Source organism: Roseiconus lacunae, assembly GCF_008312935.1.
In the GTDB taxonomy this organism is placed as follows: Bacteria; Planctomycetota; Planctomycetia; order Pirellulales; family Pirellulaceae; genus Stieleria; species Stieleria lacunae.
Genome location: NZ_VSZO01000001.1, coordinates 672,818 through 699,286, shown reverse-complemented (window position 1 = coordinate 699,286; position 26,469 = coordinate 672,818). Strand labels below are relative to the sequence as shown.

21 protein-coding genes are annotated in these 26,469 nt (G+C 55.1%); 15 read left to right on the top strand and 6 right to left on the bottom strand.

The features are described 5' to 3' along the window. Positions 1-88: 88 nt before the first annotated feature. Entirely contained in the window at positions 89-1,420 is a 1,332-nt protein-coding gene (locus FYC48_RS02360; protein WP_235034031.1) for a DEAD/DEAH box helicase, read from the bottom strand. Positions 1,421-2,629: 1,209 nt separating this feature from the next. Here FYC48_RS02360 and FYC48_RS02355 point away from each other — a divergent pair. Continuing rightward, positions 2,630-3,355 carry an FKBP-type peptidyl-prolyl cis-trans isomerase gene (locus FYC48_RS02355; RefSeq protein ID WP_390622099.1) on the top strand — a complete coding sequence of 242 codons (726 nt, stop codon included), beginning with the start codon at positions 2,630-2,632 and terminating at the stop codon, positions 3,353-3,355. A gap of 25 nt (positions 3,356-3,380) precedes the next feature. Here the strand turns inward: FYC48_RS02355 and FYC48_RS02350 are convergent, their stop codons facing one another. Next, positions 3,381-3,926: a hypothetical protein gene (locus FYC48_RS02350; protein WP_149495077.1), complete on the bottom strand. Its 546-nt coding sequence runs from the start codon at positions 3,924-3,926 to the stop codon at positions 3,381-3,383. A gap of 408 nt (positions 3,927-4,334) precedes the next feature. Between FYC48_RS02350 and bioB the strand changes: the two genes are divergently transcribed. Next, positions 4,335-5,366, top strand: coding sequence for a biotin synthase BioB (gene bioB, locus FYC48_RS02345; protein WP_149495076.1), 1,032 nt, complete (start codon positions 4,335-4,337; stop codon positions 5,364-5,366). 552 nt (positions 5,367-5,918) lie between these two features. Next, positions 5,919-6,698, top strand: a complete 780-nt coding sequence (locus tag FYC48_RS02340; protein WP_149495075.1) for a hypothetical protein — start codon at positions 5,919-5,921, stop codon at positions 6,696-6,698. 150 nt (positions 6,699-6,848) lie between these two features. Here the strand turns inward: FYC48_RS02340 and gyrA are convergent, their stop codons facing one another. From gyrA to FYC48_RS28085, 4 genes are all read right to left on the bottom strand, one after another. Continuing rightward, entirely contained in the window at positions 6,849-9,569 is a 2,721-nt protein-coding gene (gene gyrA, locus FYC48_RS02335) for a DNA gyrase subunit A (protein ID WP_390622110.1), read from the bottom strand. A 306-nt stretch (positions 9,570-9,875) separates the two neighbouring features. After that, positions 9,876-11,132 carry an LL-diaminopimelate aminotransferase gene (locus tag FYC48_RS02330; protein WP_149495073.1) on the bottom strand — a complete coding sequence of 419 codons (1,257 nt, stop codon included), beginning with the start codon at positions 11,130-11,132 and terminating at the stop codon, positions 9,876-9,878. Positions 11,133-11,320: 188 nt separating this feature from the next. Beyond that, entirely contained in the window at positions 11,321-12,124 is an 804-nt protein-coding gene (locus tag FYC48_RS02325; protein WP_235034030.1) for a sirohydrochlorin chelatase, read from the bottom strand. 9 nt (positions 12,125-12,133) lie between these two features. Then, the gene (locus FYC48_RS28085; protein ID WP_163981260.1) at positions 12,134-12,511 is read right to left on the bottom strand and encodes a heavy-metal-associated domain-containing protein; all 378 of its coding nucleotides are present in this window, start codon (positions 12,509-12,511) and stop codon (positions 12,134-12,136) included. A 433-nt stretch (positions 12,512-12,944) separates the two neighbouring features. Here FYC48_RS28085 and FYC48_RS02320 point away from each other — a divergent pair, with 433 nt between their 5' ends. The 12 genes from FYC48_RS02320 (at position 12,945) to FYC48_RS02265 (ending at position 26,426) form a co-directional block, all read left to right on the top strand. Beyond that, positions 12,945-14,354 carry a BBP7 family outer membrane beta-barrel protein gene (locus FYC48_RS02320; RefSeq protein ID WP_149495072.1) on the top strand — a complete coding sequence of 470 codons (1,410 nt, stop codon included), beginning with the start codon at positions 12,945-12,947 and terminating at the stop codon, positions 14,352-14,354. A 24-nt stretch (positions 14,355-14,378) separates the two neighbouring features. Continuing rightward, entirely contained in the window at positions 14,379-14,837 is a 459-nt protein-coding gene (locus FYC48_RS02315; RefSeq protein WP_149495071.1) for an ATP-dependent zinc protease family protein, read from the top strand. A gap of 9 nt (positions 14,838-14,846) precedes the next feature. Further along, complete coding sequence (locus FYC48_RS02310) at positions 14,847-16,100, top strand: RimK family alpha-L-glutamate ligase (protein WP_149495070.1); 1,254 nt, start codon at positions 14,847-14,849, stop codon at positions 16,098-16,100. A 20-nt stretch (positions 16,101-16,120) separates the two neighbouring features. Then, positions 16,121-17,206 carry a succinylglutamate desuccinylase/aspartoacylase family protein gene (locus FYC48_RS02305; protein WP_230780152.1) on the top strand — a complete coding sequence of 362 codons (1,086 nt, stop codon included), beginning with the start codon at positions 16,121-16,123 and terminating at the stop codon, positions 17,204-17,206. 313 nt (positions 17,207-17,519) lie between these two features. Next, positions 17,520-19,961 (top strand): chemotaxis protein CheA, encoded by a 2,442-nt coding sequence (locus FYC48_RS02300; protein WP_149495069.1) that lies wholly within the window; start codon positions 17,520-17,522, stop codon positions 19,959-19,961. Positions 19,962-20,190: 229 nt separating this feature from the next. Then, a complete protein-coding gene (locus FYC48_RS02295) occupies positions 20,191-20,637 on the top strand; it encodes a chemotaxis protein CheW (protein WP_149495068.1) in 447 nt (148 codons plus the stop codon). A gap of 86 nt (positions 20,638-20,723) precedes the next feature. Beyond that, positions 20,724-22,322 (top strand): methyl-accepting chemotaxis protein, encoded by a 1,599-nt coding sequence (locus FYC48_RS02290; RefSeq protein ID WP_235034029.1) that lies wholly within the window; start codon positions 20,724-20,726, stop codon positions 22,320-22,322. Positions 22,323-22,642: 320 nt separating this feature from the next. Continuing rightward, entirely contained in the window at positions 22,643-23,029 is a 387-nt protein-coding gene (locus FYC48_RS02285; protein WP_149495066.1) for a response regulator, read from the top strand. A gap of 45 nt (positions 23,030-23,074) precedes the next feature. Then, on the top strand, positions 23,075-23,968 hold the full coding sequence (locus FYC48_RS02280) for an HDOD domain-containing protein (RefSeq protein WP_149495065.1): 894 nt from the start codon (positions 23,075-23,077) through the stop codon (positions 23,966-23,968). 20 nt (positions 23,969-23,988) lie between these two features. Next, complete coding sequence (locus FYC48_RS02275) at positions 23,989-25,131, top strand: protein-glutamate methylesterase/protein-glutamine glutaminase (RefSeq protein WP_149495064.1); 1,143 nt, start codon at positions 23,989-23,991, stop codon at positions 25,129-25,131. A 25-nt stretch (positions 25,132-25,156) separates the two neighbouring features. After that, positions 25,157-25,978 (top strand): CheR family methyltransferase, encoded by an 822-nt coding sequence (locus tag FYC48_RS02270; RefSeq protein ID WP_160149283.1) that lies wholly within the window; start codon positions 25,157-25,159, stop codon positions 25,976-25,978. Continuing rightward, positions 25,947-26,426 (top strand): chemotaxis protein CheX, encoded by a 480-nt coding sequence (locus tag FYC48_RS02265; RefSeq protein WP_160149282.1) that lies wholly within the window; start codon positions 25,947-25,949, stop codon positions 26,424-26,426. The genes FYC48_RS02270 and FYC48_RS02265 overlap by 32 nt, the downstream gene beginning before the upstream one ends. Positions 26,427-26,469: the final 43 nt, after the last annotated feature.

Below are 26,469 nucleotides of genomic sequence, written 5' to 3'. Positions count from 1 at the left end.
TCAAAGCTGGGGAGCAACAATGATGCCAGAGTCTGTATCGTCGCCCAGAAAGCGACGAAGAGTCTTTGGTGCCCGATCAACGATGCGATCAAGCGGTCACAGGTTTGCGCTTCGCGTGCGGCTTACGCCTGGACTTCGATCGCGTTTTCTGTGTGGTACCACGATTCTGCCCCGAGCCAGTGTTTCTTGAACCGTGATGTCTTGAACCAGTGTTTCTCGCCGATTTTTTCTTATTCGACGTTGATGACGATTTCGGGGATTTCGGCATGTGTTCTTCGTTTTCCACACGCAGATTCGATCCGATCAGTTTCTTGATCGCCCGCAGTTCTTCGATTTCTGCTTCAGTGCAAAACGAGATCGCGATGCCCGTTTTCCCGGCGCGGCCGGTTCGCCCGATGCGGTGCACGTAGCTTTCTGGTTCGACCGGCATGTCGTAATTGATGACGTGAGTGACGCCTTGGACGTCGATCCCGCGTGCAGCGACGTCGGTCGCTACCAACGCGCTCACCCGTTTGTCTCGGAATGCTTGAAGTGCACGCTGACGGGACTGTTGAGATTTATTGCCGTGAATGGCCGCGCCTGTGATCCCTTGTCGATCGAGTTTTTGAACCAAACGATTGGCGCCACGCTTAGTTCGAGTGAACACGATCGCACGTTCGACATCGTCGGTACTCAGAATCGACTGCAGTTCGGCGAACTTATCGCCCTTTTGCATGAAACGAATTGTCTGATCGACTCCGTCTGCGGTCATCGACTTCGAAGGCACAGTGACCGCGACAGGGTTGAACAAAAACGTTGCCGCGAGTTCACGAATCTTTGGAGCCAACGTCGCCGAAAAGAACATGGACTGCCGCTCTCGGGGCAACTTGGTCACGATTCGTTTCAGCGCCGGGAGGAAACCCATGTCGAGCATCCGGTCGGCTTCATCGAGAACGAAAATTTGCACGTCGCTTAAGTCGACATGCCCTTGGTCCATCAGATCAATGAGGCGTCCGGGTGTTGCTACCAGGACATCGGTCCCCTTGCCGAGTGATCGCGTTTGTGAACCTTGTTTGATTCCACCATAAACCAACGTTTGGCGAAACTTCATGTGCTTGCCGTAGCGATCGAAGCTTTCGCCGATCTGGATTGCCAGTTCACGTGTCGGGGCGAGCACTAACGCGGTTGGGCGATTGGGTTTGGCTCGCGGTTTTTCGAAGCCGAGGTAATCCAAGATTGGAATCGCGAAGGCAGCCGTCTTTCCGGTTCCGGTGCTCGCGCACCCCAAGATGTCAACGCCATCGATTGCCGGAGGGATCGCTTGTGCTTGGATCGGAGTGGGGTGTTTGTAATTCAGTTCCGAAAGGGCCCGTTGAAGGGGACGGAACAAATCCATCGATTCAAAATTTTGCATACAAGTTGTCTGATAATTGTCACGCATCTGGTCTTCGGTGATGCATGAATGGATCGTTGCGTTTAAAGAAGTTGCAACGAAAAAGGTGAAGGCAAAGGGGATTGGTTAGTGTTGCCCTTTGCGTTGTTCTGTTCGGCGTTTGGGTGTGGGCGTTGGCCCGGCGCCGTCTGGACTACAGGTCCATGTGGATTGTTGATGCCCGAGTGCTTCGTCAATCTTTAAAACGAGGATTAGCCGCATGGCGTTAGCCACGGTTTCGGTGCAATAGCCGGGGCTAACGCCCGTCGGCTGATGAACCGAACTCGAACATTTGGTCTAGATGATGCGCTAGTTTTGCAGGGCTCAGTCTTTAAAGAGCTGCCTTGCTAACTCTGTCCAAAAAATTGATGTGTGTTTTCCTGCACCCTATCGCTTGCCAGAGGGCTGACGCTTCGGCGACCGGGAGGGCCCGTCGCTGGGCCGGCTCCCAAACCATCTTCGGGGTGGTCGGATTGTTTCAAGGCAATTTCAGCCAAGATTTGATTCGCCCGCCACTCTTCACATCACAAAACGCTTCACCCCATATCCCTACGGAAGTGTTCTGAGCGTTGCTAGCTTCAGAATTCCTTTGCAGGCCTTCGTCGCGCGTCTATGGTGCGGTGTGGCGATCACGCGGCGTGATGATTTGCGGGTTCAGACGAACCGTTTGCAGAAAGCCGTTCCTGAGGGCGACTGATTCGACAGTCTCGTTTGACCTTCCTATCGGTCCGGTGAGACAGAAAACGATCCTTCTCGCTGTCAAGCCTACACCCTGGCTTAGCAAAATCCAACGGCAAACCGGTGGTTCCTCCGCTTTGGTGTCGAATTGCCCCCTGTCAGGGAAGGCGGTTTGTTTCAATCGCTAAAACGTGTGTCTTTGCTAGAAACTCAGTATTCGTCGAGCCACGTCAGCCCACGATGGGAAGCGGCGAGGGATGCACCTTATCCGAAGCTCTCACTCCCCCCCGAATTGTAAGTCAGTGTTTCCCTCGTTCTTGGATACCATGGTGCATTGCGAGCGATAACTGGTATCATTCTTTGCGTCGCGTTTTACTTCAAACGCAAGTTTCGCTGCCGGAAAAACGTGTGGACCTCGCGTCCAGCTCACTGAATTCGCCCCACATTGACGTTTGGCAGTCCCACCCCCACCCCCGCGCCGAGTCCTGGTTTTGACGTTCAGGGCAGGACATCTTCGGCGATGAATCGAGGACAGATCCTATGCAACGTTGCCTGATGGTTTTCGTCGCGCTTTCCATGATGACGATGATGACCAAAGCACAAGACAATGAACAACCTGCCGACGCTTCTGTCGGAGATGCTCCTGCCGACAAGGTCGGTTATTTCCTGGGGCTGTCGATGGGGCAGCAAATGGTTCAACAAGGGCTCCGCGCCGAAGACTTCACCGCCGAGTCTTTCACGGTCGGGGTCAGCGATGCGTTGGCAAGTCGCGACATGAAACTGACACGCGAAGAACTTGTGGCTGTCCAAACGACACTGCAAAAATTGCTCAACACACGTCACCAAGAGATGGCGGCCGAGATTAAGAAGCAAGCCTTGGAAAACAAGGCAAAGGGTGTTGCTTGGTTGAAAGAGAACGCGCAAAAGGAAGGCGTCAAGCAACTCGAAGGCGGGCTTCAGTACAAAGTCATCAAAGAAGGCGATGGTGGTACGCCAACCCAGTCCGACACCGTGCGTGTTCATTACACCGGAAAGCTAATCAATGGCGAAGTGTTCGATAGCAGCGTGCAGCGTGGCGAGCCGGCCGAGTTCACGGTCGGCGGCGTGATCAAGGGCTGGACGATGGCGCTTCAGAAGATGAAGGTCGGTAGCAAGTGGATGCTTTACATCCCTTCCGATCTGGCTTACGGCGAGCGTGGAAGTGCCGGTGCGATCGGCCCCAACGAAGTGTTGGTTTTTGAAGTCGAATTGCTAGACATTCTGTAAGCGATTTCGATTCTCGATGCGGCGGCTAACCGCCGTGATGGCAGCTCGAACAGGCGGTGCCGCAACCGCCTTGGGTTCCACAGCCGCCCCCGCCCTCGGTGCCACATCCGGGGCCACAGCCCTCGCTGAGTAACTCGGCAAGGTGTTTCGTCTTGACGACGCTTTCGTATTCCTCGGTGACTTCTTGCGCGATCGAGTCGGCGACGTCATCGACGTCGCCCAGGAATTGCATCACGATCGTGCCGCCGTCAAAGAGTTGGTCGACATCCAGCAGCGTACAATGACTGCCCGATTCAGAGAGTCGTTTGCGACAGGCTTCGACCGCCTTGCTACGGTATTTCTCTAAACGCCGCACCAGCATTTCGTCGGATTCCGTCGTCGGGCGGACCACACGACAGACCACCGGTCCCATTCGCCGCTGAGTCTCAGCGGGACAGGGCGCACTGACGTGACCGATCTCGATTCCTCGCTGCGTTCTGACCACCACACGCTGGCCACGTCGCAGCGGTAGCAGTGCCGACGCGATGCGGATTTCAGCGAGGGCGCCGATTCGTATGAAGAAAAATTGCACGGGTTGCCGGTGGTGGGAAAGCAGGACGATGGTCGCGTTAAAAGTCTAGCAGTTTCGGGGCTCCATTGCTCACGTGATCCTCCGCCGTGACGCCTCTAGCGAGGGCGGTGCCACGAACTGAGACTTCATTGACGTTCAGGCAACCGGCCGGCACGGCAGGTCAAACAACGCCGCATCAAATGTCTCTGTTTCTAGGGGGATTTTTCGCCTGCGGTGATGTGGCGACAATCGCGAGGAGGTTATTTTTAGGCCATCGAATGCCTGTTTCGGCCTTGCTCCGCCTTGTCGAGTTGGCTTCCGCAGATGAACATGTTGGTTGCCTGGTAAACTATCGTCCTCCCGCCGATGACCCTCCGTCGGGCAGAACGAACTTCCGAATTGATACGAGCACGCTCCGAGCAAGCAATCATGGCGACTGACCTAAGCCCCTCCACCGAAACCGCGCCCGTTCGATCTTCGAATCGTTTCGATGATTGGGCCGACCGAGTTTTAAGCGGCGGTGAGCTTACCCGCGACGAAGCTCGTCAAATATTGGAATCCGATGACGACGAGATCCTTCGGTTGGTCGACGCTGCGTCACGAATTCGTAAGAAGCACTTTGGCAAAACCGTTCAGCTTTACTTTTTGATGAACGCCAAAAGCGGCTTGTGCCCGGAAGATTGTCATTACTGCAGTCAGTCAAAAATCTCTGACGCCGAGATTCCAAAGTACAACATTCTGAAGCGTGACAAGTTGATGGACGCGGCTCGGATCGCGGCCGAGCAAGGTGCGAAGACCTACTGCCTTGTGATCTCCGCCCGAGGTCCGAACGAGCGAGAGATGAAAGCGGTCGAAGAGATCGTTCCTGTCATCAAAGAGCAATATGGGTTGGATATCTGCGCTTGCCTGGGGCTCCTTTCGCGTGAACAAGCCGATCGGCTGAAAGCATGTGGCGTTGATCGGGTCAACCACAACCTCAATACCGGCGAAGAGTACTACGGTAAGATCTGCACGACACACACCTACGCCGATCGCGTTGAAACGTTGCGTCACGTCAAGAACGCCGGAATGGAGATGTGTAGCGGTGGCATCATCGGAATGGGCGAAACGATTGACGATGTGATCTCGATGGCGTTTGACCTGAAGGACCTGGGGGTTCAGTCGATCCCCTTGAATTTCCTCAACGCGATCGATGGCACCCCACTTCAAGGTAACGACGACTTGTCGCCTCAAGATTGCTTACGTGCTTTGGCAATGTTCCGCTTTGTAAACCCCGATCGTGAATTGCGTATCGCAGGCGGTCGTGAATTGCATCTGCGATCTTTGCAGTCACTCGGTCTTTATATCGCTAACAGCGTCTTTGTCGGTGACTATCTCACCACCAAGGGTCAAGCTCCCGAAGAAGACTATCAATTGATTCGAGACCTTGGTTTCGACGTCACGACCAAGGTCGGTGAATGATCACCGGCGTTGTCTCGGCTTGATCGTTTCAATCGAAATGCTTTAGCAAGCTTGTATTGATGCATGCGAAAGTGTCCAGTTGATCAGGCGTAAAAGACACGGTCCTGATTTGACTTAAGAGCAAGGTTAGGGAATAGCGTCGCCCCTAATCACACAACCTGAACCGTTCCTTCAAAGAAACATTGAATTGATCTGTTACCGGTCCCGATAATCAACTATCGGACACTTAGTCAGCCCCAAAACGGATTGTTTTTGGCCGCACGAAAGTGCTTATTTCACGTCCATTCAATGGCGTGGAAAAGGAGCGGTGACGCGATGAGGTATGCCTACCTAGTTGCATTTGCCACATTGTTGGCAATGCCTTTTGAGTCGACTCTGGCAGAGGAGCCGACTCCCGGTCACGGTCTCGAAACACCTCGCTCACCTGACTGCCGACACCTCTCTAAAAACACATCGCCTTGTCGCCAATGCCAGCCCTTACCGGCTGGCGTTTTTTGTGAAGGGGGGCCAGTTCGCTTCAAAATGGTCCATGGCCGGCTCGAAGTCGATCCGATGCGCTATCGTAAGGGATCCGAAGAACACCATTGTGCACGCCTGGAAGAAAACATTTCGGTCTCCGCGTCGTCCGGGATACCGGCCGTTTATTACAGCTATCGCGACAGTTATCAAAGCGTTCGTTTAACGGCGGAATACAAAGGCGTGATTCGAATCGAATCGATGATCACCGCGACGGGCGAACAAGGTGAATTGATTCAACCGGTTGACGGACCAATCTTGTTTCGAACCCGTCGCATCACCGATGTTGCTTCGAATCTAAATGAAGCCTGTACCGGCCCAACACTTCTGCACATCGTCGGCCAAGACGAGGATGGGTTTAGCGTTCACCTTGAGTCGATCCTGGCTCGTATTCTGCGGGGACGCAGTGTTTCAGAGTTGACGCGGCGAACGGAAAACTATTTGCGTCAGAACACCCACCTCTTGTCGACGGTGTCGCGCGATCAAGTCAACGACTTGGTCGATCAAATGAAGTCGACGAAGAGTGCACATCGACGTGCTGCCGTCCGAGAGCTTGCCAGCTATGGCAGTTGCGTTGTGCCGTTGTTGCGCTCATCACTGACGCGGAACGATTTAGACGCCGAGCAACGCGCGCGGATCCAATCGTTGCTTGCTAGTCGAACTCGGGTCGATGAGGACACGCCCAGTTCGTTGGCGCAGTTACTAGCCGTTGACCGAGAGCATTGGCAGATCCTCGCAAAGCGGATGGATCAATCGCAATGGCTTGTAGCCAACGATCACGTGATGCGTTGTGGGCTTGAGTCGCTTTCGCCTTGATCGTTTGTCGGTCGATCGTTTGTCGGGTTGAACCAAAGAAGGCGTGCCAATTCGGCGGGCACTGAGATTGCGATCTCTCACGGGCATCGATCCTTCGCTTCACTCCCGCGCGAGAGAGTGAAGCGGGGACCGGAGTATCGCATTCGGCGGTTACTGATCGGCTGCCGGTGGTTCGGATTCCGAGTCGGGCTCGTTCGAGCCTTCGGCAGCCGCCGCATCGCTGGTCGCCGCTTGATCCGGCTCAGCATCAGCCCCAGTGTTGCCATCGGATGGTGAAGCGGAGGCGACAGCTTCTTCCTCGGCGTCCTCTTCCGGTGGGATTCGAACGGCGGCGATCAATGAGTCATCACCATCGACGCTCATGATGCGGACGCCTTGGGTGTTACGTCCGATCACGCCCACGTCTTTGGCGGCGATTCGTTGGATCTTTCCTTTGCCAGTCATCAGGAAGATTTCGTCTTGGTCGTCGACGCGGGCGATCGCGATCACTTTCCCATTGCGTTCACTGGTCTTGATATCACGAAGGCCTTTTCCGCCACGTTTTTGAGTGCGGTAGCGGGCCGACGAAGATCCACCGTCGACTTCTGATTCCGCATCGCTCTCGCCTTCGCTTGCGTGTGGGCCGAATGGGGTGCGTTTGCCGTAGCCGTTTTCGCAAACCGTCAGCAACGTCGCTTCGGGTTCGGCGACAACCATCCCGACGACTTTGTCATCGCCGACCAGGCTGATGCCTTTGACGCCGGAGGTGTTGCGTCCCATCGGACGGGCATCGGATTCGCGGAAACGAATCGCCATTCCGGCCGAGGTGACCAGAATGACTTCGTCACCGGGGCCGATAACGGCGGCGGAAACGAGTTCGTCATCTTCGCGCAGTTTGATCGCGATGATGCCACCTCGTTTGGGGCGGCTGTATTGTTCCAGCGGTGTCTTTTTGACGAGGCCATTTCGCGTCGCCATGACCACATAGTAGCCTTCTTGATTGAAGTCACGGACCGCGAGGCAGGACGCGATCTTTTCGCCTTCTTCGAGTGCGAGCAGATTGACGATCGCTCGGCCTTTGGCGTCACGGGGCAATTGTGGCAGGTCGTAGACTTTCTGCCAGCGGACCTTGCCCGTCGTGGTCAGGAACAGCAAGTACGCGTGGGTGCTAGCGACGAACAGGTGTTCGATCGGGTCTTCACTACCCGTCTTGGCACCTTTTAGTCCTTTGCCGCCACGGCGCTGTGTGTTGTAGACACTGCTGGGGGTGCGTTTGATGTACCCTTCGTGACTGATCGAAACGACCATCGTTTCTTCGGTGATCAGATCTTCGAGGTCGAAGTTACCGAGTTCTTCGTTGCTGATTTCGGTACGTCGTGGTGACCCGAAACGACGTTTCATCTCTTCCAGGTCATCTTTGATGATGCCATGGACACGGGATTGGTTGGCAAGGATGTCCAGGTAGTCGGCGATCTCTTCGAGCAACTGGCGATGCTCGTCGGTTAGCTTTTCCTGTTCCAAGTTGACCAGTTGACCGAGACGCATCTTCAGGATTTCGTCGGTCTGAACACTGGTCAGCGCGTACGTGTCTGCTTCGCCGCGTTCGAGTTGAAATTGTCGAAAACCTTCGTCACCGAGGGCGCGTTGCATCATCGATGCAGGACACTCGATCCCCATCAAACGTTGCTTCGCTTCGGCTTGCGTGCGGCTTGTGCGGATCGTTTGGATAATCTCGTCAATGTTGGCCAGTGCCAACAGCAGGCCTTCGACGGTGTGCTTTCGGCGTCGTGCCTTGGCCAGCAAGAACTGGGTTCGTCTGCGGATTACGTTGACGCGGTGCCGCAAAAATTCGGCGAGCATTTCTTTCAGCGTTAGCTCGCGCGGCTTACCATCGACCAACGCCAGGAAGATCATCGAGATCGTGTCCTGGAGCGGCGAGAACTGGTAAAGCTGATTCAAGATCACGTCGGGATCTTCGTTGCGTTTCAGCTCGATTACCAAACGCACCGGCTCCTTCAGGTCCGACTCATCGCGGATTCCGGAGATGCCCTTGATACGATCGCCGTTGACCAAGGCGGCGATCTTTTCGACCACGCGGTCGCGGTACTGCTGGTAGGGGATTTCCGAAACGATGATGCGGTGACGGCCGCCTTTCATCTCTTCGATGCGAGTTTTAGCGCGAACGACGATCGTGCTGCGGCCTGTTTTGTAGCCGCGGCGGATGCCCGCTCGGCCGCAGATGATGCCACCGGTGGGAAAGTCCGGCCCGGGCACGATTTCGCAAAGCTCGTCGATGCTCGTTTCCGGTTCGTCGATCAATTTGATCAACGCGTCGCAGATTTCGGTCGGGTTGTGCGGCGGGATGCTCGTTGCCATCCCGACGGCGATCCCGCCGGAACCGTTGACCAGCAAGTTAGGGAACTTGCTCGGCAATACGGTCGGCTCGGTCCGCGCCTCGTCATAAGTCGGGATGTAGTCAACGGTGTCGAGCTTCAGGTCGTCCAGCAGTGCCGCGGCCACGGCAGAGAGGCGGGCTTCGGTGTACCGCATCGCCGCCGGTGGCAGACCCGCGATCGAACCAAAATTTCCCTGCTTGTCGATCAAGGGCGATCGCATGTTCCATTCCTGGGCCATGCGAACCAGCGTCGGGTAAATTACCGACTCACCGTGGGGGTGGTAGTTACCGGAGGTGTCACCGGAAATCTTCGCACACTTCACCCGCTTGCTGCCCGGCCCGAGGTTCAGGTCGTTCATCGCGACTAAGATCCGCCGCTGACTGGGCTTCAGGCCGTCGCGAACATCGGGCAGGGCTCGGCTGACGATGACGCTCATCGCGTAAGTCAGATAGCTCTCCCGCAGCTCATCCTCGATCGGCAAATCGATCAGCCGCAAGGCGCCTTCGCCGCGGTCTTGATCGTCACCGCCGCCCTCGCCTTCGGGCTGTGGGGGGCCGCCGGAGCCGTTCTCTTCATCCTGCGATTGATCGTCGTTTTCGTCTGCCACTTGGTGTCCTAGCGGAAGGGTGAAAAGCCGCTAAAAACCCGTCTTTTTCGGGCTCAGCGAGAATCACATAGGATACCAAATTTGGGCCATTTTCACAACGACCGGCAATGGCCTTGGGGACCTGCTCGGGCAGGCTTTTAATCCCGCCGCCGAGTCCCGCGTCGGACTCGACCGAAAACGTCACACAGCCGTCGTTTAGCTAACGAATTTGGCGTTCAGCAATCGCTGCTTGGTTTCCGACATCAACGCGTCTTCGTCTGCTTCGGATTCCGCGACATAGGTCACGCTGAATCGCAAGTAGGCGCCCGCGTCGTCCCAGGGAACGGTGACAATGCCGAGTTGTTCGATCAGGAATCGAGTCGCATCTTCGGCCTTGTCGAACGTCTCACCGCCTTCGGTGCCTTTCGGCGACGGTGTGTAAAGGAAGTACGTTCCGCCGGGCATCTCGCACTCAAAGCCGCAATCCTTCAGCACGGCGACGAGCTTTTCCATTCGGCGGCGGTACTTGGCGTTGATCCGCGTGGGAATCGAGTCGTCATCGAGCGCCGCCGCGGCCGCTTTTTGCGTCGCGATGAACTGGCCGCTATCGCTGTTGTCTTTGACGTCGGCAAATGCCGAGACGATTCGCTCATGCCCGGCGACAAATCCCATTCGCCATCCGATCATGTCGTAGCCTTTGCTCATCGAATGTACTTCGACGCCCACGTCCATCGCGCCGGGGGTTTGCAAAAAGCTGCGCGGCTGGCCGTCGAAGGTCAACAAGATGTGGGCGGCGTCGTGGACGACGACGAATTGCTTTTCCTTTGCTAAGGCGACGACCTTTTCAAAAAATTCTGGTGGCGCCAAGCGACCGGTCGGCGAATTGGGATAGTTCAGCACCAACAGCTTCGCGCGGCGATAAATGTCGTCGGGGATGCTGTCCAGATCCGGCAGGAAATCGTTCTCGGCCAGTAGCGGCAAGCGGAAGACTTCACCGCCGTAGTACCGCGTGTGCGTTCCGGCGACGGGGTAACCAGGGACGGTCATCAGGGTCACGTCACCGGGATTGATAAAGACGGCCGGAAGCATCGCGTAGGCAGGCTTGCTGCCGATGCAGTGATTGATCTGCGTGGCAGGATTTAGGCTCACGTCAAAGTGACGCTTCATGAATCGTGCCGCCGCCTCCTTGTATTCGGCGACACCGTTGTCGGCATAGCCGCGGTTTTCCGGCTGGTTGACCTCGTTTGCCATCACCTGACGAACCGATTCGTCGGCCATCGCATCGTTTTCACCGATGCCGAAGTCCAGCAATTGCCGGTCGGGATGGGTTTCGAGTGCTTTGCGTTTGGCTCGCTTGATCTTTTCGAACTTGTAGATCTCGGTGCTCTTTCCGTACTGCGATCCGCCGATTCGGTCGGCAAAAAGCTCTTGGAAGTAGGGATCGGCAACTTGTTGTTCGGAAGCGGTCGACATGGCAAATAGCAGAGGTGGCAACAAAAAAATAACGGGCCCGAAATCATAAACGCCAAGTCGCGGGCTGGCGAGTGCCAAAGGGGATCACGTGTCTGGGGAGCATTCGATCACATCGCTACTGGGCGAATGTCTTCGAACGAAACCCGCCGCCACAAGTTCAGGTAGCGGTCAGCCGTTCCCTCGACATCTTAGGCTCGGCATGGCTTTCCTTTTAGCGAACCGATCGCTCGATAGGCTAATGCGTCGGCGACTGCGGCGGTCGGCCCCAGGTAGTCACCGACGTCGAAAATGACCTGTGGGTGCCTGGCACGGGCTTCGTCGACTTGATTGCAGATCGCGTCGTAAAGCCGCCCTTGAAACAGCAAGTGGGGCTGAACGACCACGCGTCTGATTCCCGGTTCCGTCGCGGCTCGGTCAAGTACGTCGGGTAGCCGAGGTTCTGCCATCGCGTAAAAGCCGACCGCCCTCGATTGAAAGCCGGCTTGGTGGGCTACGATTTCGGCAAGTAGTCTCATGTCCGTCGTCGCACAGCTGTCATAACTTCCCCGCCCGACCATTACGAGGGCCGTATCTGGATCCGGCGGTGAGCCGTCAAGCGTTGCGGAGATCCGTTGTTTGAGCAGCTCGACGATTTGAGGGCATCGCGAAAGCGGACCGCCGTGGTAGTAGCGAGCGTCGATGCCGCGGTCCCGCGTTTCGTTGGCACACTGCTGGATCGTCTCGGGGATGTCCCGGCGGGCGTGACCGGCGGCGAACAGAAGCAGCGGTGCGACACTGATCGACCTCGCGCCACGCTCGATTAATCGCTGCCAGCCTTCGGCGATCGTTGGGTGCTGAAATTCAAGCAGGCAACCTTCGACATCGACGGGAGCAAGTTTTTCGCGCAGCAGTGTCGCGAGCGTGAAAAACTGCTCGGTGCCCAGTCGATCGCGTGTTCCGTGCCCGACCAGCAATAACGCGTCGGGCTGCCAGGGAGAGCGTTCTTGCGGCACGTCGGTTGGCTATTCGACGACGGTCGATCCGGCGAAGCCTAGTTCGCCAAGTTGTGCGATCGCGTTATCAACCACGAAGCCGTCTTTGTACTGGACAACGACTTGCGGTGTATCGATGACGCCTTCTTCTTTTTGAGGCACCAGTTCAACGCTAACCACATCGTCGCGGCCTTCCAAAGTTTTCTTGACGTTCGGATAGCACGCGAAGGGGCAATGCATGTCCGGGACGTTGAGAGTCAACGAGGCGGTGTTCACGTCGACTTCCGGGGCCACCGATGACGCCGCTTGCTGTTCCGGTGTACTGGTCGCTTCTTCGGGAGACTGGATGATGAAAAACATGATCGCCGCGGCGACAACGATTGCGGTGACGTAAGCGATAGCTCGCATGGTTGATTCCTAAATGGGGTTGGATCGTGGAAGGTTTTTTAAGGAGTGGCGCGAAGGAGGGCTGGTCAGCACCGAGATCGGATTTCGCAGGATACGACCATTCGAGGCAAGGCCAAGAAAGGTACCGGCCGCATTTTCGACGGGGCGCGTTGTTTCCGGCAAGGCGCAGTTTCATCTTGACGCGGACTCTCCAATTATCGCAATTTCTGACGCGGTTCGGCAGTTCGAGCCGAAATCTTGAGTCAAAAACTATGCGGTGGTTATTTTTGTGGATTTTCACTCAAAGACCAGTCGAAAAGCCTGTTCTCAATGCCCACGTGCGACGATTTGCCGAACATGCGCGGCGATCCGTCGAGCAATCGCACGCGTCGGCGTCATTGTTGGGCGAAAACGTAGCGTCGAACCGGGCAAACCGAACCGAGGGCCATCTCTGGTGGTCACCGCGTTGGTCTTCGGAACTGTGATCTTGTGGGGGAATTCGCATTGTTTTGTTTCGCCCGCCGAGGCAATCGATCCCTACCAGCGGGTGTCAGGCACTGGTCAGACGGCGACCGGTTCATCCGGTTTTTTTTCAGGGGTTCAGCGGATTGGTGATTCGTTGTTTTCCGGTCCCAGCTATCAGGTGGCTGCCGTTCCGCCGCAGCTAAACGCGCCTGCGACGATCCCCTCGCCTGTCGTCGGATCGCCGGTGATTCAGGGAGGCCCGGTTTACAATTCGATCGGCGGATTTGACCCTTTGTTCCCGGGATTGCGCAGCCAGATCGACACACGTTTATATTTCCGCGGCGAGTACCTGTTGTGGGATGCGACAGGAATGGGGACCCCCGCGTTGGTGACAACCAGCCCTAACGGAACCGGCCAATCGGTGGCCGCGGTGCTCGGGCAACCGTCGACCTCGACGTTGTTCGGCGCAAGTGATCTGAACGACGGGTCGGCGAGTGGGTTCTTGTTTGGCGGGGGTCTCTGGATCACTCCGCAGCAGACGGCGGCAATCGAAGGTGAGTACTTTCAGCTATCCGAGGAAAACGATCGCTATCGTGGTTCGAGCGGTGGCGATGTGATTCTCGGACGCCCCTATTTCGATTTAAGCAGTGGCCAAGAAGCTGCCGAATTGATTTCCTTTCCGGGGGCATTCGGCGGTGATATCAGTGTCGACAGTTCGTCCGAGTTGCGCTCGTTCTTACTTAACGCTCGGATCGCACTGTGCAATCACGGGATGCATTGTGTGCAGTGTGGTGAACGCGACCATACGGATTGGATCATCGGTTACCGCAATATTCGATTGCGAGACAGTTTGCAGATCAACGAAAACTACAACAGCATCGGGACGGCTCCATCGCTCGCGCTGTCTCGAAGTGATTCGTTCCGAACGACAAATGAGTTTCAAGGATTACAACTCGGCTTCATTCATCGAATCTTACTCAATCGCGCCTGGTTAGAATCGAGCATGCGAGTCGCGCTTGGTAACAATGAACAGACGCTGCAAATCTCTGGGAATACGACGCGAACTCAATCCGGAGTCACGGATACCTTTGACGGCGGTTTGTATGCACTTCGATCGAATAGCGGAACGCATAAGCGAGATGAATTCGCGATGATTCCCGAACTGGGATTACGTTTTGGCTATCGTTTGACCGATCGACTTCATGCGAGCATTGGTTATTCGGTGCTGTATTTGCCAAATGTGGCGAGGGCATCGGAGCAGATCGACCGTGACCTCAATTCTGGGTTAATCCCCGAAGAGACAAATCCGTTGATCGGTCCGCTTCGCCCGCAGGTGCTCTGGGTCCATTCAGACTACCTTGCTCATGGTGTACACTTTGGTGGTGAACTGCACTTTTAACCAAACGCAACAGAAGCACGATTTATGACAGAGAGCGAATCGCTACCTATCATCGGCTGGCGAGAATGGTTGTCTCTGCCAGAACTCGGGATCAAATTTGTGAAAGCAAAAATTGATACCGGAGCGAGATCGTCATCACTTCACGCATTCGACATTGAAACATACGAAGAGAACGGTGTTTCACAGGTTCGTTTCAAGGTCAATCCGATTCAGCGCAACGACGATTGGACTATTCAATGTTCGTCGCCGGTTCTTGACATGCGATCGGTGCGCTCATCAAGTGGTCAATCTGCTGTGCGTCCTGTGATTAAGACCCCGGTTACCTTGTTCGGTCATCGAATCGAGATCGAATTGACGTTGGCGGACCGGAATCAAATGGGGTTCCGAATGCTGCTCGGTCGCGAAGCATTTCGACGCCGCTTCTTGATCGATCCGGGGAAGTCTTATCTGGGTGGCGTTCCCAAAAAGAAACGAAAATCCTAGACCAACAAAATGAAACTCGGCATCCTTTCCTGCAGTCCGAATTGCTACAGCACCCGACGGCTGAAAGAAGCGGGCGTGCAACGTGGGCACAAGATCAAGGTCTTGAACACATTGAAGTTCGCGATCGACCTCGATCGTGGCGCACCGGATCTTTACTTTCGCCGCAAGCATCTCAGTGACTACGACGCGATCCTGCCTCGCATCGGAGCATCGATCACGTATTACGGTACCGCGGTCGTTCGTCAGTTCGAGCAGATGAATGTTTTCTCGACGAACTCATCATCCGGAATCGTTAATTCACGGGATAAGCTTCGCAGTTTACAAATCTTAAGCCGGCATCAAATCGGGATACCGCGAACGACTTTCGTTCGAGATAAACGTGATGTCTTGCCAGCGATCGAACGTGTCGGCGGCGCTCCGGTCATTATCAAGTTGCTCGAAGGCACCCAAGGGATCGGAGTGCTATTGGCCGAGACCATCAAGTCGGCCGAGGCAATCGTGGAGCTTCTGCAAAGCCAGAATCAAAACGTATTGATCCAGAAGTTTGTCGCCGAAAGCAAGGGACGCGACATCCGTGCGTTTGTCGTCGGTGATCAAGTCGTCGCGGCGATGCGACGTGTCGCGCAGGGACAGGAGTTCCGCAGCAACGTCCATCGCGGCGGAAAGACCGAACGGGTCGAATTGACGGACGAGCAACGTGACACGGCGCTCCGGGCCGCACAAATCATGGGCCTGCGTGTTGCCGGGGTCGATATGCTTGAAGGTCGTGATGGGCCCCAGATCATGGAGATCAATTCGTCACCAGGTTTGGAAGGAATTGAACGCTGTACGCAGCTCGATGTCGCCGGCGCGATAATCGATCATATCGCCGCACATGTCGACTTCCCCGAAGTCGATTTGCGTCAACGGTTGACCGTCAGTCGAGGTTGGGGAGTGACCGAGATCATCATTCCCGAAGGCGCAGATATGGTCGGCAAAACGATCGGCAGTTCTGACTTGCTAGATAAAAATATCAATATCTTGACGCTCTATCGGGACGCCACGGTCGTTCCCAATCCACGCTCCGATCGTGTGCTCGAGGCGGGCGATCGGCTGCTATGTTTCGGCAAACTCGAAACACTTCGACACCTAGTTCCCAAGAAGATTCGACGTCACCGACGACCGAAGATACAAGATCTTCCCGAATTGCCGGTCGCAAATATCGTTCATGATCCGCCGCCCGGATCGTCGGCGACTGCGGATAGCAATCGCGGCGAGGACTGATTCGCTGGAGCAAAGTAGCATTGAGTAAAAAGAAACAATCGTCGATCGATGTTTGGCAAGGGCAGCGGGTCGAACCGGGACAAAGCGTTGATCTGAAGTTAAAAGTCGGCGAGCGGCGTACCGGCGCACCGGTGCGGATTCCCATGCACGTTCGCCGTGGCCTCGATGATGGCCCGACCGTGTTCGTTACCGGCGCCCTGCATGGCGACGAAATCAATGGTACCGGCGCGATTCAGCAGTTACTTGTCGACCCAGAGTTTCAAATCACTCGCGGGACATTGGTGCTGATCCCGGTATTGAACATGCTGGGCTTTGAACGGCACGAACGGTACCTTCCCGATCGTCGAGACCTGAATCGATCTTTCCCGGGGACGCCAAGTGGGTCACTGGCGAGTCGATTGGCGTATCGTATCTTTAATGAGTTGGTCTTTCGTTGCGACTTTGGGATCGATCTTCATACCGCATCGGTTCGACGCACGAATTATCCTAACGTCCGCGGTGATTTGTCTGACGCTGCCGTTAAACGCATCGCAATGGCGTTCGGATGTGAAGTCATCATCAACGGCGTCGGTCCCGCCGGGGCGCTTCGCAGTGAAGCGACCGCGCATGGTTGTCCGACGATTGTGATGGAAGGCGGCGAGGTTTCGAAGGTTGAACCGGGGATCGTGCAGTCAGCCGTGCGTGGTGTTTGCAACGTGCTTCGTGAACTTCAAATGCTGTCCGGCGTCATCGAAAGCCCGCGGTATCAAGTGGTGATCGAGCAGAGCAAATGGCTGCGGGCGAACAAAGGCGGCTTCATGCAATTTCATATCGTGCCCGGAGAATTGCTGGAGCGAGATCAGCCGGTGGCAACGATTTTCGATTTGCTGGGACATGTTCAAACGACGATCTCGTGTCCTTTCGATGCCGTGGTGATCGGTATGAATACACTGCCGGCGGTCAGTCCCGGTGAACCGATCTGTCATCTCGGTCAGCTTCCCAGCCAGACCAGTGTCGCGACCCTGCGCAAGAGTCGGCGGCAGGAAGATGGCTTGGAGGAAAAGCTCGTCGACCAACTCTCTTCGAACGTTGTTTCGGTTACCCCTGACGACGTCGACTCGCCCTGACGTCTGCCCGGTGCTGAGAATTCACGCAATTCACCGGTGGGCGGAAGCTACGGTCGACCGACTTGCGTCTTGGCCGGTGACCCTCGTTCTGTCCGCTTGGGGCCGGCCTTAAGTGTTGCAAGTCGTATAAACAACACAGCCATGTCAGCCGGTAGCCGCGCGGCAAGTGCCGCCGACATTTTCTAAAACTCGACGCAAGTCGAGAACCACCTTCTCGATGACCCCCAATGGATCGGGGGTGATTGCGCAAAACCTGTGCGTTGCGTTGAGTTCTCCGATTGGATCTTAGGTAAATCAACATCGGAGAAGATGCGTGGAAGGTTTCGACGAAATCATTAATGAATTTTTGGTCGAGAGCTATGAAAGCTTGGACACGCTCGACGACGATCTCCTTGCGCTCGAAGATGCGCCCGATGATCTTGAACGTCTGGCTAGCATTTTTAGAACGGTCCACACGATCAAGGGGACCTCTGGCTTCTTGGCCTTGCCAACTTTGGAACGAGTCGCACATGTCGGCGAAAATTTGCTCGTACCTTTGCGCGACGGAGAGTTTCAGCTTTCCAGTGACATCGCCAATGTGCTTTTGGAAATGGTCGATGCGATTCGTGAAATCCTTAGCATGCTGGAGTCGGGACAAGGCGAAGGCGACAACGACTATGCCGACCTCGTTTCACGTCTACAGGTAGCCTTGGATAGCCGTCGCGGTGGCGGTACCGAAACGCCTGCGGAGGAAATCCCCGTAGCAGAAACGCCGACAAGCGAGGCGTCTGCTGTCGAAGAAGCCCCTGCTGTCGAAGAAACCCAGCCTGATTCTTCGCAAACTGGTGCACCAGCGATGGAGCCGGAGCCGAAATCTGCCGTCGAGCCATCGGAGGAGGTTTCGGAAGCTTCAGCCGAGACAACGGCTGCTTCTCAATCAGGTGACTCCCCTGGGGATACGGTCTCGAAGGTTGACGCGACACCTGCTTCCGTTGCTTCCGAGGCTGCGTCAACAGCGTCTTCCGAATCACCGAAACCGTCCGCGTCAACGCCGGCACCTAGTAAGCCCGTCAAGCGTGAGACTGGAAAGTCGGGTGAAGGCAGCGAGAAATCGGCTTCGGTCGTCGACAGCACGGTGCGGATCGACGTCGCATTGCTCGACAAATTGATGAACTTGGTTGGCGAGCTCGTGCTGGCGCGAAACCAAATCATGCAGTTCAGTGGCTCGACTGACGATCCAGCGATGGCCGCCGCGAGCCAGCGTTTGAATCTGATCACGACGGAGCTCCAAGAAGGCGTGATGAAGACTCGGATGCAACCGATTCGCAACGCATGGAACAAGCTTCCGAGAGTCGTTCGTGACCTTTCGGCATCGTGCGGAAAGAAGGTCAGCGTGGTGATGGAAGGCGCGGATACAGAGCTTGATAAAACGATCCTTGAAGCGATCAAGGATCCTTTAACACACATCGTCCGTAACTCTGTCGACCACGGGATCGAATCCGCCGACGTTCGAGCAGCTGCCGGCAAACCCGAGGAAGGAACGTTGTGCCTTCGTGCCTTTCATGAAGGCGGTCAGGTCAACATCGAGATCGTTGACGACGGCGGCGGGATCAATGGCGACCGCGTTCGAGACAAGGCGATTGAGAAAGGCTTGATCAGTCAAGAACAAGCCGAAACGATGGGCGAACGAGAGCTGACCAATTTGATCTTGTTGCCCGGCTTTTCGACCGCTCCAAAGGTCACCAACGTTTCTGGTCGCGGCGTTGGAATGGACGTCGTCAAAACCAATATCGAACGCATCGGCGGGACCTTGGAAATCCAAAGCGAAGCCGGGAAAGGTACAACGCTGCGGATCAAAATACCGCTAACGTTGGCCATCATCCCCGCCTTGATCATCAAAGCCGGGGGCGGTCAATACGCGATCCCACAAGTCAGCTTGTTGGAGCTTGTGCGTCTTGACGGAGAACGCGCACAACGGGAAATCGAATACATTCACGATGTCCCGGTCTATCGTTTGCGCGAACAGCTATTGCCGCTCGTTTACTTGGACGAGCAGCTCGGTTTGCGATCGTATGGCGAACATCGATCCGAATCCGAAGCCGTCAATATCGTGGTCTTGCAAGCCGAGGATCGGCAGTTCGGATTGGTGGTCGAAGCGATCACTGATACCCAGGAAATTGTTGTCAAGCCACTCGGGAATCACTTGAAAAATATTAGTGCGTTTGCCGGTGCGACGATCATGGGGGACGGAACCGTGTCGCTGATTCTCGATGTGATCGGCATCGCTCAGAAAAGCTGTGTCTTGACCGAACATCGTGACCGATCCCTACGAGAACACGCACATCGCGGGATGAGTCGAACCAAAGACGGCGAGTCAGTATTAATCATAGACTCTGGTGACGGTACCCGCGCGGCGATCCAGCTTTCATCGGTGGCTCGGCTTGAGGAGTTCACCTGTGAGGAACTTGAACGCAGCGGGCATAACTATGTCGTTCAGTATCGCGGCCAAATTTTGCCGCTAATTTCACTCGGTCCACAACTCGGTGACCCAAACCCCAGCGAAGAGACTCGCGGACGGCTACACACGGTGGTGTATTCACACGAGGGGCAAAGTGTTGGGATCGTGGTCGGCAAAATCGTTGACATTGTCCACGAGCAACTCAGTCGTACCGAAGATGTTTCCTCGGGTCGCAGTGTGATTCAAGATCGGGTGACGCAAATTATCAACCTTCAAGAGGTCGTCAGTCAGGGCGTCGGAACATCCTCGCATTGGTGAGGCAATAGCGTCATTGCGATTGAGCAATATTCGGCAAGGTACCTGTTTTTGCAACGTAGCGTTAAACGTTCTGCAAAGTAGGACTCACTCGACCGCCCCGACCAAACTCTCGTTCGGTTGGATGCCTCGTTTGAAAGCCGACTTGCTCATCACAAGAACACGGATTGGCATTCGAACCGTTTCACGAGTCTCGACGATTCAATCGTTCGTAGCGAAATATATAACAGTCATGTCGCAACAAACCAGCCAACAACTTGAATCTTATTGCACCTTCCGAGTCGACGACTTGCTATTCGGAGTCGAGGTTTGTCAGGTTCAAGAGGTGATCCGAACCCATCCCACGACGTCTGTTCCTCTCGCGCCGGCCGTCGTTCATGGGTTGATGAACTTGCGAGGACAAATCGTGAGTGCTCTGAACCTCCGTTACGTCCTCGGAATGCCACCATCCCAGTCCGAACGAAAACCAATGAACGTGGTCGTGCGTTCTCAAGAAGGTCCGATCAGCCTGCTCGTTGACGAGATCGGTGACGTGGTGCAAGTCGATCGAGATCGCTTTGAGCCTTTGCCGGAAACGCTCCAGAGCCAACAACGCGAGATGTTGACCGGGGCATTCAAGCTAGACGGTAAATTGCTTTTGATTCTCGACATTGAACGGGTTTTGGCGATTCCCGTGTAACGACATGGTGGTGGTAATCGCATTGTGAACGAAAGCGATTACAGACGACAACAATGATTGATCATTTACTTCCAGAGGCTACTTCAGTGTTACTTAGTCGATTCACCGTCCGGGCCAAAATTGGACTCTTGGTTGCGGTCGTCTCCCTTTGTTTTATCGGTTACGGGGTTTGGTCCTGGACGACCTTGAAAATCGCGAAAGTCAACGGGCCTTACTACAACGAAATCATTGACGGAAAAGACCTGATCGCAGACATGCGTCCGCCGTCGAACTACATCATCGAACCCTATGCCCTCGCGCTTCATATGGCGAATGAGGTGGACCAGGGGGCGGAAGAACAAACGATTCGACGACATGTCGCACACTGCAAAACTTTGAAGAGTGAGTTTGCAGATCGATACGCCTACTGGAATACGCATCTGCAGGATAGTCGAATTAAACAGATCAAGAACACCGACTGCTACCAGCCTGCGGTTGAATTCTTCGAGCTGCTGGAGACGGCGTTTATTCCCGCTTGTCTTGGCGGCGATGCTCGCGCAGCACAAATGCTGATCCGAGGGCCGATGCGTCAGGCGTTTGTCGCACACCAAGAATCGATCAATCAAGTGATCGACTTGACCGCCGAACGCAATGCGGAAAAGGAGGCGGAGGTTGGCAGCGTGATTCAGACCCGGCGAAATATTTCACTTGCCGCGACATTCGGTGTCTTGGTGGTTTTCGGCTGCGTTGGGTGGTACATCGCCCAGCAGACCGTGCAGCCACTGCGACTGTCGGCAAACGATCTTCGCCGGCTATCCAACGAAGAATTGACCAAGGTCAGTCGACGCTTGCGAGAAGATTCCGAGCAGACGTCCGATCAAGCCACGCTTGCCAGTGGTGTCGCTCGGCAGTTAAGCTCGAATGCCCAAACGCTCGCGACGGCTGTAGATCAATTCGAAGAGAGCATCAAAGAAATTTCTGCCAACGCTTCGAACGCCGCCAACGTCGCCAGAAATGCGGTGGAAGCGGCTAGCTTGACCAATGACACCATCACTCGTTTAGGCGATAGTAGCGGCGAGATCGGCAACGTGATCAAAGTGATCAACTCAATCGCCGAACAAACGAATTTGCTTGCCCTCAACGCGACCATCGAAGCGGCACGTGCCGGCGAAGCGGGAAAAGGATTTGCGGTCGTGGCCAACGAAGTCAAAGAACTGGCAAAAGAAACTAGTAAAGCAACCGAGGACATCATCGGACGTATCGAAACGATTCAAGGTGATACCAAAGAAGCGATCACTGCGATTGGTTCGGTCAGCCAAATCATTTCGGAGATTAGCGAGAGTCAAAACGCCATCGCCGGTGCGGTCGAAGAACAGACTGCAATGACGTCAGAGATCTCCCGTAATATCGGTGAAGTTGCCGCCGGCAGCAATGAAATTGTCGAGAGCATCACCAAAGTCGCTACCGCAGCAAAAAGCGCGACGACCTATTCCGATCAAACGCTAGATACGGCGGCCGACATCGATCGACTCGCCGAAGATCTGTTGCACCTCGTCGGCGAAGCACGCAATACCATTGAAGGGAAAGTGGTATCGAGTTCCAAGTCGCGATCCGATACAGGAGCTAGCGTGAATTCCGAAGCGTCTTCGGGCGGGAAGTATCGACTCGCCGAGGCTCAGGAAGATTCCTACTTGGGGTCGTTCTAGTTCGATCACGACGGTGACGTCATTTCGTTCGCCACCGGATTGAGAATCATAGTGACTTTGCAAGCCAGGTTCGGCTCCAGCATTCTTATTCGGGCGAAGCGCGAGGGGATCAATTTGATCCCCTTTTTTCGTGGTCGAATGCCATCGCGGGTGAAGATTTAAAAGGCATTTGGCGGGCTTCCGGCGGGCCGTGAGTCCGTGTTCCCTAAGCAACGCAAAATTCGAATTTACTGGCGGCAACCTGACTAGTGGCCAGCCAAGTTTCAACAACCGGCAGCGTTTGACATTCTGGCTGCTCCGCGAGGTCAAAGGTAAAAGTGATGAAATCTTTAGTCATTGATGATTCCCGCGCGATGAGACGCATCCTCCGTTCCATCATGTTAAGTCTTGGCTTTGACGTGATCGAAGCGGGGGACGGACGAGAGGGACTCGAACAGCTCACTTCAGCGGCAGACGAAGTCGAAGTGGTCCTGGTCGATTGGAATATGCCCGAAATGAACGGTTTGGAGTTCGTCAAGGCGGTTCGCAAGATCGACCATCTTGCCGACAAGAAGCTTGTCATGGTGACAACCGAGACAGAGCCGGCGCAAATGGCCCGTGCATTAATGGCGGGCGTCGACGAGTTTGTGATGAAGCCGTTTACCAAACAAATCCTTGTCGAAAAGCTTCGTTTAATCGGCGTCGATATGAATGCCGCCAAAGCCTAACCCCGAATATACCTTGATACCTTTTTCGTACTGGAAGGAAATGCAATGACCGCCAAAGTTAGTCCTAACGCCGATGCGTTGAAACAGACGTTGCTGGACCGGGCGGATCAATTGGCGATGCTCCCCGCCGTCGCGAGCGAAGCATTGCAACTCGCCAACGATCCTGAGTGCCGCACCGAGGAACTTGCCAACGTCATCGAGCGTGACGTCAAGTTAGCCACCGAGACACTTAAGATCAGCAACAGTGTGATCTTTTCGGCTAGCACTCCGGTCGTCAGTCTTCGCCAGGCTGTCGTGCGGCTCGGGCTGAAGCAAGTACGAAACCTGATCATCAGTTCCAGTGCCGCAAGTTTGATGAAGAACATGCCGTTGGAACAGGAGTGGGTTCGCGAGATCGTCTGGCAGCATAGCTTTCGCACCGCAACGGTAGCGTCACACCTGAATCAAAAAATGCGTTTCGGATTCGAAGGGGAAGAGTTCACTGCCGGGTTGTTGCATGATTTCGGGCGTTTGCTGCTGGCCGTCGCCGCACCCGAAGATTTCGCCGAAGCGGACCCGATGTCATTCGAGGAAGAAAGTGAATTCCTTTCCCGCGAACGACAAGTGTTGGGGATTGATCACTGTCAGTTCGGAGCATGGTTCGCCGAATACAACAAACTTCCCCGTTCATTGGTCGCCGTGATCGAATTGCATCACCTTCCCGAGACCCACCACCCCAATCAAGAGTTGATCGCACTCGTCGCAGCCGCAGATCATCTCGCAAGTCACTTTCAACGTTATGAAGAAAACAATGGCTATGACGTCGGGCTAAACCGTGGTGCCCACGCGCTGTCTAAGCTGGGACACCCTGAGCTGCTTGAAGATCGCGACCAAGTGATCGACGAAGTCTTTGGCGAGGTACTCAGTGCAGCCGGTACCGATCACTCCGACTTGGCATAAACAACGGAGAACGAAGGCTCATGTCCAACGAAATCCGAGTTTTGCTTTGTGATGATTCATCGGTGATGCGACGATTGCTCAAAGCTTCGATGCAAAGCGAGCCTCGCTTAAACGTCGTCTTCGAGGCCGAAAACGGGCTGGAAGCGGTGTCCAACGTGACCAAGGTCAAACCCGATGTCATCATCATGGATGTCGAGATGCCGGTGATGGACGGTGTCGATGCGGTCCGCGAGATCCGAAAGTTGTCGCGAACCGTGCCGATCATCATGTTCAGTTCGTTGACCAGTCGCGGTGCCGAGGCGTCCTTTGACGCGATCGAAGCCGGGGCATCTGACTTCGCGACCAAACCGATCGGTGCGGGGCATATCTCCAAGGCAATGGCATCGGTGCGGCGTGATTTGATTCCCAAGGTAATGCAATGGGCTCAGCCCCACGTACAGCCCGTCTTGTCGAAATTGGAGCAAGTAAATCCATCTAGCATTCAAGCGGCCCCGTCGCCGGCACCGGCATCGATACCGGCGGTGGGGTCGCAATCGGACAGTGTCCGCCCGTTGGTAAAGTCCGCCGGCGGAATCGCCGCGGTCGGTGTTGGCGTTTCCACCGGGGGGCCGCAAGCATTGATGAAGTTGCTCGGTGGTTTACCGAAGGATTTTTCGACACCAATTCTGATCACGCAGCACATGCCTCCGGTATTCACGGGATTGCTCGCCGGTCGGTTGGCCAGTCAAACGGGACGACCGATTCGTGAGGCGACTGACGGAGAGTCGCTGTCATCGGGGGCGGTGTTGATCGCACCCGGCGACTACCACATGACGGTCGCTCGTGTTCAATCAACTGTCGTGGTGAAACTTGATCAGAACCCACCGGTGAATTCATGCCGGCCATCGGTCGATCCGATGTTCGATTCCCTTGCCGATTGTTTTGGAAATCAGACACTCGGGGTGATCCTGACCGGTATGGGACAAGACGGGATGAATGGGGCCAAAAGACTAAGGGACTGCGGCGCCCCGGTGATCGCTCAGGACGAGCAATCGAGTGTTGTCTGGGGGATGCCCGGACAGATTGTCAAGGCAGGCTTAGCCACAAAAGTTCTGCCGATCGATCAGATGGCGAATGAAGTCACTCGGATTGTGCTTGCCGAGAAATCGGCGAGCACAATTTGATCAACTCCAGGGATTAAACGCAACGATGCCTTTAGCAACCGCTGACATTGACTTCCTTCGCGATCTTGTTGCCAAACACTCCGGCAATGTGATCGCCCCAAGGCAAGTCTACATGCTCGAACAGCGTCTGGCCCCACTAGCCGGCACGGTCGGACTCGGCGACGTCACCGCTTTGGTTGCGAAGCTGCGCGCGACGAACGATCGTTCTTTGTCCAAGCAAGTTGCTGAAGCGGTCACCGTCAACGAAACAAGCTTCTTTCGGGACATGCATGTTTTTGAGGCGCTACGAAAGTCGGTGATTCCTGACTTAATGAAAAAGAACGAGAAGTCGAAAGAGATTCGGCTTTGGTGCGCCGCTTGTTCGAGCGGTCAAGAGCCGTATTCGATTGCGATGGTCATCCGCGAACACTTTCCTCAACTTGCCAATTGGAAGGTCAGTATCACGGCGACAGATCTCTCCGAGGAAATGCTCGCGAAGTCTCGATCGGGTTCCTACTCCCAGCTGGAAGTCAATCGAGGGCTGCCGGTGAAAAGCCTCGTCAGATACTTCGAACGAAAAGGATCCCATTGGAATGCCAAGCGGGAACTATCGGATCTGATCGACTATCGACGGTTAAACCTCACGACAGCTTGGCCTTTTCTCGGACAGTTCGACATCATTTTTATTCGCAACGTCCTAATCTATTTTGACCAGTCAACGAAGGCCGACATTTTGAGCCGAATGCGTCGATCGATGCGATCGGATGGCTACTTATTTATCGGTGCCGCCGAAACAACCATTGGTCTTAACGTTCCCTTTAAGAGGACAGAAATTGATGCAACCGTCTGCTATCGACCCTGTAGCTAGTGAGCAGGTAGACGAATCGACCGTGACGATCGAAGAGATCGCTCAGATGGTCGACGACCTGTTCACGGCGATGCTTGAACTTGATGTCAACGCGTCGCCGATTGAGCCGCCAGAAGTCACCGACGAAACACTCTCTGCCACGGTGCAGATCAGTGGCGACCGAAACGCAATCATTCAGGTGTTCGCGTCTCACGATTTGGCTACAAAAATCGCGACTGCCATGTTCGCGATCGAAGCAAACGAGCTGTCCGAAGAAGAGATTCTTGACGCCCTCGGCGAAGTCGTGAATGTCATCGGCGGAAACGTGAAAGGGATCTTCGACCAAGAGTGTGCCTTGTCGCTGCCTTGTGTCGGACCGGTCCCGCAACCGCTACCAGAAGACGCGTTGACCACAGCCTTCGAATTGGAAGGCGAACCGATCACCGTCTTGTTCAAAGACCGAACTTAATCCCCCCATTCCCGTTTCCATTGCCAAGGCAGCATTTGCCTGT

Bases quoted from the DNA above. Each gene is read 5' to 3' on its own strand.
- FYC48_RS02360 (WP_235034031.1), bottom strand. From the start codon at position 1,420: ATGCGTGACAATTATCAGACAACTTGTATGCAAAATTTTGAATCGATG.
- FYC48_RS02355 (WP_390622099.1), top strand. From the start codon at position 2,630: ATGCAACGTTGCCTGATGGTTTTCGTCGCGCTTTCCATGATGACGATG.
- bioB (WP_149495076.1), top strand. From the start codon at position 4,335: ATGGCGACTGACCTAAGCCCCTCCACCGAAACCGCGCCCGTTCGATCT.
- FYC48_RS02340 (WP_149495075.1), top strand. From the start codon at position 5,919: ATGCGCTATCGTAAGGGATCCGAAGAACACCATTGTGCACGCCTGGAA.
- FYC48_RS02330 (WP_149495073.1), bottom strand. From the start codon at position 11,132: ATGTCGACCGCTTCCGAACAACAAGTTGCCGATCCCTACTTCCAAGAG.
- FYC48_RS28085 (WP_163981260.1), bottom strand. From the start codon at position 12,511: ATGCGAGCTATCGCTTACGTCACCGCAATCGTTGTCGCCGCGGCGATC.
- FYC48_RS02315 (WP_149495071.1), top strand. From the start codon at position 14,379: ATGACAGAGAGCGAATCGCTACCTATCATCGGCTGGCGAGAATGGTTG.
- FYC48_RS02310 (WP_149495070.1), top strand. From the start codon at position 14,847: ATGAAACTCGGCATCCTTTCCTGCAGTCCGAATTGCTACAGCACCCGA.
- FYC48_RS02295 (WP_149495068.1), top strand. From the start codon at position 20,191: ATGTCGCAACAAACCAGCCAACAACTTGAATCTTATTGCACCTTCCGA.
- FYC48_RS02285 (WP_149495066.1), top strand. From the start codon at position 22,643: ATGAAATCTTTAGTCATTGATGATTCCCGCGCGATGAGACGCATCCTC.
- FYC48_RS02280 (WP_149495065.1), top strand. From the start codon at position 23,075: ATGACCGCCAAAGTTAGTCCTAACGCCGATGCGTTGAAACAGACGTTG.
- FYC48_RS02275 (WP_149495064.1), top strand. From the start codon at position 23,989: ATGTCCAACGAAATCCGAGTTTTGCTTTGTGATGATTCATCGGTGATG.
- FYC48_RS02270 (WP_160149283.1), top strand. From the start codon at position 25,157: ATGCCTTTAGCAACCGCTGACATTGACTTCCTTCGCGATCTTGTTGCC.
- FYC48_RS02265 (WP_160149282.1), top strand. From the start codon at position 25,947: ATGCAACCGTCTGCTATCGACCCTGTAGCTAGTGAGCAGGTAGACGAA.